Origin of the sequence: Novipirellula caenicola (assembly GCF_039545035.1) — a bacterium.
Lineage (GTDB): Bacteria > Planctomycetota > Planctomycetia > Pirellulales > Pirellulaceae > Novipirellula > Novipirellula caenicola.
Window position 1 is genome coordinate 916,015 of the sequence record NZ_BAABRO010000002.1, and the last position, 12,640, is coordinate 928,654.

General features: G+C 55.5%; 7 protein-coding genes. 3 read left to right on the forward strand and 4 right to left on the reverse strand.

Annotated elements, in window-relative coordinates; translation table 11 throughout:
• Positions 1 to 371: 371 nt before the first annotated feature.
• Positions 372 to 1,937, reverse strand: coding sequence for a S8 family serine peptidase (locus ABEA92_RS07195; protein WP_345683126.1), 1,566 nt, complete (start codon positions 1,935 to 1,937; stop codon positions 372 to 374).
• Between the two features lie 260 nt (positions 1,938 to 2,197).
• Between ABEA92_RS07195 and ABEA92_RS07200 the strand changes: the two genes are divergently transcribed.
• Positions 2,198 to 3,658, forward strand: a complete 1,461-nt coding sequence (locus ABEA92_RS07200; RefSeq protein WP_345683127.1) for a hypothetical protein — start codon at positions 2,198 to 2,200, stop codon at positions 3,656 to 3,658.
• 136 nt (positions 3,659 to 3,794) lie between these two features.
• Here ABEA92_RS07200 and ABEA92_RS07205 read toward each other — a convergent pair whose 3' ends face one another.
• Together ABEA92_RS07205 and ABEA92_RS07210 are read right to left on the reverse strand one after the other, a co-directional pair.
• Positions 3,795 to 4,652 (reverse strand): toll/interleukin-1 receptor domain-containing protein, encoded by an 858-nt coding sequence (locus ABEA92_RS07205; RefSeq protein WP_345683128.1) that lies wholly within the window; start codon positions 4,650 to 4,652, stop codon positions 3,795 to 3,797.
• Positions 4,621 to 5,712, reverse strand: a complete 1,092-nt coding sequence (locus tag ABEA92_RS07210; RefSeq protein WP_345683129.1) for a hypothetical protein — start codon at positions 5,710 to 5,712, stop codon at positions 4,621 to 4,623. The genes ABEA92_RS07205 and ABEA92_RS07210 overlap by 32 nt, the downstream gene beginning before the upstream one ends.
• A 232-nt stretch (positions 5,713 to 5,944) precedes the next feature.
• On the opposite strand from ABEA92_RS07210, the gene ABEA92_RS07215 reads away from it, so the two are divergent.
• Positions 5,945 to 7,978 (forward strand): caspase family protein, encoded by a 2,034-nt coding sequence (locus ABEA92_RS07215; protein WP_345683130.1) that lies wholly within the window; start codon positions 5,945 to 5,947, stop codon positions 7,976 to 7,978.
• 4 nt (positions 7,979 to 7,982) lie between these two features.
• Positions 7,983 to 11,753: a CHAT domain-containing protein gene (locus tag ABEA92_RS07220; protein ID WP_345683131.1), complete on the forward strand. Its 3,771-nt coding sequence runs from the start codon at positions 7,983 to 7,985 to the stop codon at positions 11,751 to 11,753.
• A gap of 425 nt (positions 11,754 to 12,178) precedes the next feature.
• Here the strand turns inward: ABEA92_RS07220 and ABEA92_RS07225 are convergent, their stop codons facing one another.
• A complete protein-coding gene (locus tag ABEA92_RS07225) occupies positions 12,179 to 12,568 on the reverse strand; it encodes a hypothetical protein (protein ID WP_345683132.1) in 390 nt (129 codons plus the stop codon).
• Between the last annotated feature and the right edge of the window lie 72 nt (positions 12,569 to 12,640).

Genomic DNA, 12,640 nt, shown 5'->3' on the forward strand with positions numbered 1-12,640 from the left:
CGTTTATCACAACCCGAACGCAATCGCTGAAGGGCGCTGCGCGACCTCTCTCTCAAGGCTGCGTCGAGCGAAGTGACAGAACACCGCCGATTGTCGCACGGCTTTCCAAGCCGTCAGCGTCCGTCACGCTGGACCGCCGCGGCTGAAAACACCCCGCCGACCTCGCGAGCCACCTCGCCACCGCACCGCTACCAGCTTGGAAAGCTGGGCGACAATCTCCGTGCCCCATGTCTCTTTCCGCTGCGTTTAGTCACCGGCCCACGACTCCTCACTCCTCACTCCTCACTCCTCACTCCTCACTCCTCACTCCTCACTCCTCACTCCTCACTCCTCACTCCTCACTCCTCACTCCCTGCCCGCCTGTCCGCCGCCTACTGCAGCGCTCGCGGCATGCCGTGGCCGTAGTCGGCAGGATCGAGCTCGGAAGACATCAGACTTAATTCTTTCAGTCGTCGGTACAATGCCTCGCCGCCGAGACCAGGATCCTGTTCGATCAACAATGCGGCAATCCCCGCGACATGCGGTGTTGCCATGCTGGTTCCATCGCGAGTGCGATATTGGTCTGACGTGATGTCGCTTGAGAACACGTCAACACCGGGGGCCACAAAATCGACTTCCCCGTATCGACAAAAGGTTCGATTTGAGAAATCAGCGACATGTCCCGACTCGCGAATGGCACCGACACCAACAATCGAGGGCGTATTGGCGGGTGCGGATACGCGTCGCTGGATCCCGGCCGACCGCCGGGAACGATTTCCTGCGGCCGCGATCACAAGCGAGTTCTGCTGAATCGCTCGCAGTCCCGCTGCCTCATACGCGTTTGAAAATCCGCTGCTGCAACTATCGACCCCTCGCTCGATTGACACCGAGATCACACGGCACCCTTGGTTGATCGCCCATTCGATGCCCGCGATCACATTGGCTTCCATCCCACGTCCATTCTGATCCAACACCTTGGCCACATACAATTCGGCCTTGCGAGCAATCCCATAGCGTAACGTGGTCGTTTCTTGTCCACAAAGCGTCCCAGCGCAGTGGGTTCCATGACCGTGATCGTCTTGAGCCGAACGTCCGACATAGCTAACGGTCTTCGCGATGCGGTCGGTGAACCCAGGATGCTGCAAATCGAGTCCCGAATCGATCACGGCAACGCGAACTCCGTTACCGGACAGCGGACACAAGTCGACTCGCGTTTGCTGCAATCCCCAGGTGGATGATGGTTCCGGCGATCGGAATGGCTGCGTTCTTGTCTGCAGGCCAAGCGGCAATTTGGGTTCAGGCGATGGCGGCAATCCACGATCGAGCGGCTCGGGTTCATAAATTAGTTTCTGTTCCAAGTCCGGTTGTTCGATCCACTGGTCTAACGCGTCACGGTAACCTCGCAAGTAATCTGCGGACACCGCCGATCGTGACCGCACTGCGTGCTGGCAATAATATTCAGGCTCGACCACAAACCCGGCTTGTTTTCGTTTGGATTGGCCACGCGACGTTGACGCCAGTGCCTTGGTTTGCGATGGATCGACGCAGAGAACGACAATGCCAAGTGATTGCAGCACCATCGCTTCGGCGTCCTTCGGCATCTCAAAGACGCCGCCGTCACGAGAGCTGACCACTCGTCGAACCCCGACTTGATCCTGCAACTCTCGCAGCATTTGCTTGGTCGCCTCGGGCGTAGCATCCAGGGTCGTGGCTAGGAAACGTCCGGTGGTCACCGGTTCACCGGGGTCATTGCCGACGATTTGCTCGCTGCGGACAAACAGACTCTGCGGATGACGGCGGTCCATTAAATCAGCCAGCGGCTCGGGGCTAGTTGCGCGTTTCTTGCTCGCGGTGCTGGACTTTGTTTTGTCTTTGGATTTTGCTTTCGACTGGGCTTTCTGTTTGGAGCGGGCTTCTTTCTTGGACTGGGAGCTCGACTTTTTCTTTTCCTTCGCCATCTCGGTTTCCTTCGGTTGTTCTGCAAGCGGTCCCAGTCGACATGGGCGCCCTCGCGTGCAGGCCCGCAAACTTTACCTAACCGGTACGACGCGATGGGGGTAGGGTGCTAGTTCCTTTAGTATTGTTGTTCCGCAAACGATCGCAAGCAAGTTTCCCGATTTGACGGTCATGCGGGTTAATCCGGATGCAATGCGTCCGAAGAACCCGCCGCTATTTACTCAAACGAAGTCACGCGAAGCGTCGCGTCGGGAGTGCTTTGATGTTACGTAATCGATTCATGCGAGTTTTCACCACTTCGCTTTCAGCCGCTTTATGCGTCTCGATGGGCGGTTGTGGCTACATGCAATACAAGCACCAAAAGCCGCATATCACCGCACGCCCCGCATCACCGGCCAACCTCTGCGAGGCTCCGGGGATTCCGTTTTATTTGCCCAAGCCGTTGTTGGTGATTTCAAAGAATTTTTACCATGTCGAAGACGCCAAGGTCGGGTTGACCGGGTCGGCGCCGATTCCCACCAGTTTTGACGACCAAGCCAACTACGCCAAACTCGATCTGACCGGCAACTTTAGCCGATCGGGAAGCAGTTCGATGCAAGGCGGTGGTTCGGCTGCGGCGGACAACGCAGACATGGCACCGTTTGACGGAGTGGCACACAATCCAACGCTTCACTCCGATGAAATCCCTAGCGGGCCCGATTCCAAGTCGCTTGTCAACGATGGGCTGGGGCCGCATATGTTCTTTACCTACGAAATCGTGTTCGTTCCCGATTTGACTCAGAAATACACCCTCGAGATCAATGGCGGTCCGGGTGAAATTCGCGCCGCAATGAACTTGGTCAACGGTTGGCAATTCACGGGGCTGGGACCTTACTACATGAAAGACAGTTCCACGGCACAAAACATCATGGCCCAGGGGGCTGCGATGAATCTGGGTTTGGGCGGGGCCAGCGATGTGATCAACAGTGTTGCGAATTTGAAGAGTTTGGCGGGGACTGGCGGACCGGTCGGCGCGAGCGATGTGGCGGCATTGGCTGAAGCGATGGATCGCGCTCAAAAAGACGAGGTGTTTGACGTGACGCAGTTCCCGATGGATCAGTGGGGAACGAAAACGGTCTTTCACGCCGACGGCAGCACCGAAATTGTCAAGGTTCCACCGAAGATCGAGAACTATGCTGAGATTTCGGTTTACGAAGCGAGTCTCGAGGGGGGCCACATGGTGTGGACTCCAATCGCCGAAAAACAATACGACCGCGAATTCTTAGGCATCATGCGTAAACAGGGAACTCCGGCAAATCCGCAAGCCGCGTTCATGCCCGCTGGCGGACGAGGTCCAGGGCTGTTTGACAAAGCGGGGGCGGCGGATGTGGACGACAAGAACGATCTCGTACCCGAAGCGAGTGCGGTTCAGCCCACCTCGCACGTGCATGAAGCCGCGAAGTTGAAACTGCAGCAGCTGATGACCCAACCAGCCCCGCCGCCGCAGCCTCGGGCCGGTGCGGCAGCGGCCAGCAGTTTTGATTCACCAAACGTGCCGGTCGAACCGACTTACGTTGCACCGCACGTCGTGTCTGCCACGCCATATGCCGACCCCGAGTTGACGAAACAATTGTTGGACCGAGCGATGGTTCCGCCACCCCAGCCCAAGCGATCGTTTTGGGACCGTCTGCATCCCAAAAGCGTCATCTCCAGCACCACAGTGAATGGAACGACGGCTCACTAAGGTTGTTCAATGGTGGCTGTGAAGCCGACGTGGAATGAAAGCCATGTTGCGGAAGGAGTGACGCGTGACGTGATGTTGGATCTTTAGCACGATCCATTACGGATTGCGGGCAACTCTGCGACGAATCGGCAAGTGATCAGCCTTCGATTTGGGTCAAAGGGCCAAGGGGAACGATGACGTTTTTCTCTTGCTCAGTGAGTAAACGGAACAGTTTTCTGAACATCTCGTTGTTCATCGAAAAGTCGTCCAGGCGATAAAAGGTGTAGTCACGCAGTTCGTCAGGGATCGATTTTTCCGACTCCGACCCCAGCAGCACGACCCGAAACTTTTTATTCGCATTTGGGGTGCGATAGAGGTAATTACGCGTGAGTCTTGCTTCCCACTGAACGCCGCGACCGACGCCCTCGGTTTCTTGGCCATCAAATCGTCGTTTATAGGTTTCGGTGCAGACACAAAGCACGAATTTGGCTTCGCGAAGATTGTTTTTCATCCAGAGCGTCCAGCCCTCGTCGGGATCGGGATCCTCGCGGTCAATTCGGCAATCGACACCGTGACCGCGAAGCGAATTCGCCAGCTGAAGAACGCGGTCTGCATGTTCGGGCGAATCGTGGCTGTAGCTGATCAGCACACGGGGTGGCGCCGGATGGAGGGAAGGATCTTGTTTCGGGGGTTGGACAAGCGGAACCTTGATCACGTCGGTTTGGGTGCTCGTTGTTTCTTGACCTTCGTCGCAAAGATCGCATTGGCCTGATGGCAAAAGCGGTTGCTCGTGCGTTTGGCAAAAGTCGACCGTTCGTCTCGAAAAGTTAGGGTCATCACACAATGAATCGAACACAAACGCGATTTCTCGCCTTGGCGAAGTCAGGAATTGTGTCAGAAAAGCGAGCGTGATATCCCGGCCTTGATTGCGGTACAGCAAAGCATCGATGGCTTCGACCGTCGTGCGAAAGGCAGGCCGTTTGTCAGCTAATTGCTCGCATGCATTGAAGTACATAGGCAACCTCCGTCTCACTGCACTGGCCTTCGATTGAGAATCGATTCTCTCGAGGCAGCAATTTTGTGCCGATCAGTCGCGTGACTTCACCAGTTGTGATTTGCCAAAAAAAGTGGCCCCGGCTAGCGGCGACATCGCCAGCCCATTGTTTGCGTGCCTTGCGAATGCTCGGGTCATCGTAGGCATCGTGGTCGATCGCATTACTGATGATCTCGATCCTTGTTTGTTCGTTGGTGATCAAATTCAGTCGCCGACGCAGGACTTTATCCGAAGATTCCAGTGCCAAGACCGCAGGCCGCAGGTCGACTATTTGCAAACCGTTGATGGAGACGATCGGATCGAGGTCGCCGAGCAATTTTTCTTTCAGGTCGCTGTATTTATCACCCGAAGGCAATTTGCTCATGATCAGCGAAGATTTGCCCGTGACGGTGTCGAGTTCAAAATAGTGGAAACAGCGACGATGCTGAATCCGATAGGCGTTGAACCAGAGATCGCCGTCCTGATAATCCTCGCTTTCCTCGCGTCGTTTCCAGATGCGTTCTTGCGCCCAGCCAACTCGCAATTTTGATTCCTGAAAACTGATGCGGAAAATTGCAGGCTCTTGCTCCGGCCATAGCGGACGCTCTGCGTCGAGGAGATGTCCGAGATGGAGTTTCGAAAGCAACGAAACCGCTTTGCGTTTGCTGGATAGCCGGTCGCAGACAGCGTCGGTGACGTCAAAAAGGTGGATTTGGTGATTCCCCCAGCCCTCGACTTCCTCGAGCCATTGCTGGATTTGCTCTAGCGAAATCTTGCCGCTGGCAACGCCACTGCGAAGCCGATCATAGGCCTGTACTTTTGTCCCTCTTGGTTTTAACCCCGCATCGGCGAGTAGTTTGTCGGCATTTTCGCCTTTTAACGCCAATAGGTATTCGATCGCTCGTTGCGTTGACGTTTGATCAGCTACGAGTGATTGCTTCGGCGCTAAACGTACGCTCGATGTTGCAGCGGATCGGCCATTCTCGCTGAGCCGCTTCGTAGAGCGTTGCGGTGTGCCGGATGAGTTTGTGATGGAGACCAAGAAAAACGCTCCGCAGTGAATAAATGTCACCTTTGATGTCATAGGAATCTAAATCACTCTATGTGAAATTGTGCTTCAATGGGAGCAAGAAAGGCATTTTCTCGGTTAATTTTTTATCGTCTCCTCTTTTGCTTGTGCGCCGATGTGAGTGGGTGTAACCTGAGGAAGGTCGACAGTGTCCCTTTGTTGACTTTTCACCAAGATCTTAGTCGAGGCAACGGAGACGATTGCGATGGCGAGTCGAGCATTTTTGTCGGGAATCAACGACTACAAAACGATTGGTGATCTGCGAGGGTGCATCAATGACACGCGTTCGCTGAAACGATTGTTAGTCGATGAATTCGGGTTTGACCCCGATCACATCCGAGTGCGAACGGATGCCGAGGTGACGAAGTCCGAATTGAACAAGGGTTGGAAGTGGTTGCTTAAAGATGCACAGCCAGGCGACCGGCTGGTATTTCATTTTTCCGGACATGGATCGTACACCGCCGATACCGACGGCGAGGCGGGCGAGGCCGATTTTCGAGATGAACTACTTTGTTTGTACGGAATGGATTGGAAAGATCCTAAAACCTATCTGCTTGATGACGAGTTGCGAGCGTGGACGGAGCAGATTCCCGACGGTGTCGATGTGACATTTGTGCTGGATTGTTGCCATAGCGGAACGGGCACCCGTTTTATTGCTCCTGAGTTAAGCCGTGCTGCTAAGACCGATTTTTTAACCGCAGGTTCACTGTCGCTGGATCACGTGGCGGCCGAGCGAAGTCGCGGCGACGTAAGAGCGGCAGCACGCAGCGTGGACGAGATTGCAGGAGTCCGGCCGGCAACTCCTGACGAAATCGACCGCCATACCGTGCTGGCCCGCTTCGCACCGCCTCCGATTGAGGTGCAAGTGGCGATCGCGGATGCGACCAAATCTCGTTCGTTTCGTGGGGTGTTCGAAAGAACACGCTCGCGGGGTGACGGTGAAGAAAAGATGAACCACGTGCTGTGGTCAGGTTGTCGAGACGATCAAACCAGTGCCGATGCGTTCATTGGTAACGACTTTCACGGCGCCTTTACCTATTACTTCTGCGACGCGATTCGCAAGGCCGGAGAGGATCGCACGGCATCGTCAGTGATCCGTTCGCTACGCAGTCGTTTGCGTGAAGAGCGTTTCGATCAAGTTCCCCAGCTCGAGCCAAGTAGTACATCCAGCGTGGTGTTTGGTGGCAAGAAGGCCAGTGGTGGTGACGATGCCGGCATCGGCGACGCTGGGACGGAGACCGGATCGCCATTGTTGCCGAACATTTCCGCAGCGGACTGGAAGCAATTGTTGGCCACATTACAGCAAATTGCCGACCACTTGGCGTCGACTCAGCCGGGAAGCGGTCGCGAGGGGCTGCTGGTCGGCGAGCGAGCGAGCGGACAAGCCTTGGTTTACGTTCATGGGATCTGTGAACATGCCGCTCATTATTCCGATGGATGGTGGAATGCGATGGCACCTTATCTGTCATCGCAAACCCGCAATACGCTGGACGCCAATCGGAAAGAGGTGCTATGGAGCAAGCATGTCTCCAAAATGAACCGTGAACTCAGTCGCGAAGTTGATCCGGTGCAACAGCAAGAGATGGAGCTGATGCTAGAAGCAATCTTAGAAGAGCGAATGGCACGCGAAGCGGCCGAGCAGATTGCCGAACGCGCCGAACGAAGTGGTGATCGCGGGATCGATCGCGAAATCGAAGGGGCGGTACCTCGAGCGGCGTTTGGGATTCCGGGACTCGATTGCGTTGATGATTTTGTCAAATACCTGTCCAGCGATCGGATTCGCCGTCTGGTGATCGACGAATGCACCGCTGTCGTTCGTCCGCTGCTGCAGCAAGGCAAATCGATCGAACTGATCAGCCATAGCTGGGGGACGGTGGTCGCGTATGAGGCACTGCGGTCGCTCGAACGCGAAGGGTTGCCTGGCCGTGTCCACAATTGGTTTACCGTGGGAGCGGCGTTGGCGATTAAGTTTGTGGCGAAACGTTTGCGTCCCGACGATGGCAGGAAACCGCAGATGGTCGACCATTGGATCAACCTGAATGCGCGAGGTGACGGTGTCGGCGGCAGCTTGATCGCAACGGGGATGCAAGTCGATCGCGAGTTCTTGAGACTCGATCCATTTGGATGTTCCTCGACGTTTGGGTTTGTCTCTCCGGCTTGTGCGCACTCGTCCTACTTCAAATCGGGCAATAGCCGCGTGAACCGAGACGTGTTTGCTCATTCGATTGACCAGGTATAAGCCAGTGGCCCGCGAGACTCGATCCACTGATTCTGCGGCGGTCACTCGGCCGCTGTTTTCCATTGCTGTCGCGCGGGTGTCGGACGAGGATCGTCAGTGGGCGCAGCGATTGGGGCATGAACTCTACCAAGTCCTGACTCGCGACCCCGACGATCCGCTGTCGTTCGGGCCAGGGATTCCGGTCGCGATTGATGTTGATTTGAACGACGCCGCAATTGGCGGTGACTGCGAGCGAGACGCGGTCGACACTCGGTCGCACTTGACCGCGTTGGCCGAACATGTCTTGGTCGTGATGGTGGCAGGAACCAACACGTTGCTGCTCGAGCCCGACGAGACTGTCCAGCGGATGAACCGTTACGGTGGCGAGCAAGTTCGACTCACCAAGCTGCTCGTACCGACCGATGCTCGCTGGTCGGGTGAAGCAAAACGGATGAGCAAGGTCGAGGTTGCCGATGCGGTGCTGGGCAAAGAGGATATCAGCACGGTTGTGGATTGCGTACTGAAAACGATGGGAGAGTGTTTTTTTCGCATTCACGACCAATCGGATACCGCGAAGCGTTTTCAGCTGATTCGGCCTCATCTGTTTCTTTCCAAAACGACTGCGGTGCCTGATCCAGTGCTGGGGAGCGTGTCGTTGCAATCGAGCGGAGCAAAGCGTTCGCCGCTTTGGCAATGTTTTTCATCGATTGGGATGATGGAGGACGCTGTGGTGGATCGCGTCGTTCAATCACAGGGGCAATTGGCCGGGGTGCTAGTGGCGTTGCAAGGATCGTCGGCGGGTGAGACGCGACTGCAGAATCGCGAAATCATTGTGGCAAAGAAACAGGGGTGGCCCATCGTGTGGGTACCTCGCGAAGCTTCGTCCCCAGCGGCGAATGTGGTTCCGCCGACGGCGTTTCCGCAGTGGTTGTTTAACACGCAATCGACGAATCCCCAGCAGCGTGTTGTACGCTGGGAAACCTTGCTGCGGATGGCAGCGGTTGAATACTTGCGGCATGTGCATTTTCATTTGATTGCCGATCGTATTATCGCAACAGCTCAGTTGCCGCTGAACACCGCTGTCATCGGCCGTGCACCCGAGTTGCTCGATCTGACAAGCGGTCCGCTCCGTGATGCGGCGACACGTACGGTTTTGTATCCTGATCCTGCGTTGACGCCCGAGGGCCGCGAAGTGCTGCGTGCAGCGGCCCCTTTGCTGCATCCAATCACGCCATCGTCGTTGATCGGGCGTGGGATCAGCAATGACGCTGCGGGACGATTGATAACACCCTTGGATGGCATTCGCGTCGGTTTATCGGTGTCGTACATTCGTGAGGAAGAGTTCGAACTGGGGCAGACGCAACTGCATTTGCAGGATGCCGTGGTTCAAATGACGCGAAGTCTGATCGGAGGCGGGGCTTCGATCAGCTACGGAGGTGGTTTTAAAATCGGCCGAGCCACTTCGATGACGCCGCTGCTTGGCGAGTTGATCGATGCGTACAACGAAACGGCAATCAATCCCGCACAGCGATTGCGGGTATTTCAGTCCGCCACTTCAAAACTGGACGACGTCCCAGAGACGGTTCGCTGCCAACTTCGTCACATGGGTAAATCGAAAGATCTCGCAGGAGCCCGGATCTTTTCCTCGGACGAATATGAACATCTGCCGTTTGGGATGTTGCTATCGGAAATGAGAGCGGTGATGACGGCAGAAACCGACGCTCGCGTCGCAATCGGAGGCCAACTGTTTCCGAGGGAAGTCGAGGGGAAAGCCGGGTATGGCGGTCGATTTTCAGGTGTTGCCGAAGAGGTGTACCGGGCCCTTGATGCGAAACAACCCGTCTATTTGTGTGGTGGCTTCGGTGGGCTGACGCGGCGATTGACTCGCTTGATGCAGCGGCCCGATGAAGACGATTCTTTTTGGGACGAGCGAAGCTATGGCGGCAATCGCCGATTCACTGGACTGGTCTGGGATTTTGATCATCATCCCAAACGGGGTCGGTTAAAACTGCCCACAAATTTGTTGGCACTGGCGAAATTCATCGCCAAGTTTGCTCAGGCGTTGGGTGACGATGATGCGAAGTGGCGAGAATTCAATGGACTCGATCGCCAACAAAACGAAGTGCTGTTCAATGCAACCGATCCCATCTTATTGAGCTCGCTGGTTTCCGAAGGGTTGATGCGTTGGCGAACGCTACGTACGGTTCGCGATGGCAAGCTTCGGATCGAAGCGATCCACGGCAACGTCACTTCGGTAACCCACGCGGATGTGTTGGCGTTACCTGTGTTTGAGGACGTTGATCCACAAGGTGCCGGAGCCGCGATTGATCGGATCACCGGGGGGATGGTGCGTCAGGCTCAATCGCAACTCGGCCGTTTGATTGGAGTTCGCAGCGACCAACTTGACGTCGACTACCTTTGCGCCGTGTCGCTCGGCAAAGTGTCCGAGAATAATGAAACGATGGCAAACGTGCAAAAGGCGATCCGTGAAGCGGCCGAACATATCATGTTGACATGCCGTGCCGAAGGATTTGATTCACTTGCTGTTGTCACGTTTGGCGGTTCAACGCTGCATCACTACGAAGATGCGGTCAAAGCGATGTTGGAAGGCTTTCGAAGGCGTCCTGATGGTTTGTTGATCAAATGGGTCGAAGCAGATGATGGTCGGTTCCGGCAGTTGTTGGAAACGTTGCGGCCGCGTAATGACACCGATGTGACCACGGTTCTAAAACCGACTCAAGCCGAGCCACCCACGTCGTACCCATGGTTCAGTTTGCTGGTTAAATACAAGGACAACGTGCTCGATGTGACCGCGTTACCGCAACATGGAACCGGAGTCGCATGGACTCACGCTGTGCCAGTGGATCCGCAAACGATCGACCAATTATCCACAGGTCGTGGCAGCAGAAACAAGTTGACGCCACACGAAGATGACTTGCGGGAACGCGGGATCGCACTGGTGAAGTTGTTGTTTGGTGACAATGCGGATGATTTTTGGAACCGCTGTAAAAATTGTCCGATCGCCATCACTCATGACGTGACCGCGTCGAAAATTCCTTTCGAATTGATGCGATTCGCCGATGGAGATCTTGCCGACGATGTTCCCGCGATTCGGGGTGGAATTCACCGTTGGTTGGCGGTCAGCGGAAGCCGCATGTCGACCTCGTTCGGTCGTCCGCGTTTGGCAAGGAAATTGAGTGTGGGGTTGGTCATCGATCCGACGAACGATCTCGACGGAGCTCGCCGCGAAGGACTTGCCATCAAGCGAACGCTTGTTGCGATGGGCAACGACGTGCAGTGGATCTGTTTGGGAGACGACGACCAAGCGGTCACGCGAGACGATGTTATTGACATGCTGCAACAAGTCGACGTGCTGCATTATTGTGGGCACGCCTACTTTGATGAAGACGATCGGACTCAATCCGGTCTGTTGCTGGCAGGGAACCAGCGACTGACGTCGCAAGATTTGAGTGCCGTTGCCCCGATTCCTCGTGTGGTGATCTTCAATGCATGTGAGGCGGGCCGTGTTCGCGGCCGCGCCAAACCGCCGCAATACGAAAGTTATTCGCTCGCCGAGATGGTGTTGCGTAGTGGTGTCGAAGCGTTTATCGGTACGTTCTGGGAGGTCGGGGACGATGCGGCGGCCGCCTTTGCCGGTGAGGTCTACACGGGGTTAACCGCAGGTTTGACGCTGCGTGATTCGGTCACGCAAGCACGAAAACAGCTTGCCGTTGCAAAGCAAAACGACTGGGCCAACTACATTTTGTATGGCGACGGTCGCTTCCGGCTCGCTTGAGAAATGGGATGGTCTGCGGCAGCCGTCCGGCTGTGTTGATTTAGTGAGCCGCGACGCGTGAGTTTTGAAGTTGCGCTATTTGCTGTCGCGGAGCGACAAATTTCGATAGCCTCGGACTTTAGTCCGAGTGATTTTCGCCAATATCAATCGAGTCCCAGCGGGACGTTTTGTGACTTGATCGTTCGCTACAGAATGTCGCTCCGCGACTGGGTCCCAATTTCAGAACCGAAACCTTGGACTAAAAAGTCCAAGGCTATCCCATAAAGTGCCTCCGGCACAAAAACAGCAACTTCAAAACGCGTGACCGGCCGGGGCCCACATTTTACTCGGTGCATTACGGCACTGGGCTCACTGCTACTGATTTCCTGGTGACTGAATCAGCAGCACGCCGATCGGTCGCGCGGATGCAAATCGAAGCCGCTTGGCTACCAACCTAGGCCATAGCCGCGGTACCCCAATCCACCGATGCCGACACCACGACCAATTCCGATCGAAATGCCGCCGGATCGGTATCCGGGATTTCCATAATACGAGCGGCCAAAGTTGCCGTACCCACCGTAGCCCCGATAGCCACTGTAATTTCGATATCCGCCAAAATCACGGTATCCACCATACCCTCCATAGCCGACACTCACACGTGGCGATCGGTAATTGGTATAGGCCGAGGTGCCGTAGTAGGATCGAACCGGAGTCTGATAGACCGGTTGGCTTGCGCAACTACCACGATGATGACGATGTCCAAACGCGCTGGCTTGTCCTGACATCACAACCGAGCTGACAACAACCGCGGCCGACAACATAAGCGTACGAATCATTGATTTTTCCTTTAAAACCATGGGGAGTGTTGATTCAACATGATGGAAGTTCTCGTCACTGCATGAGTTCGC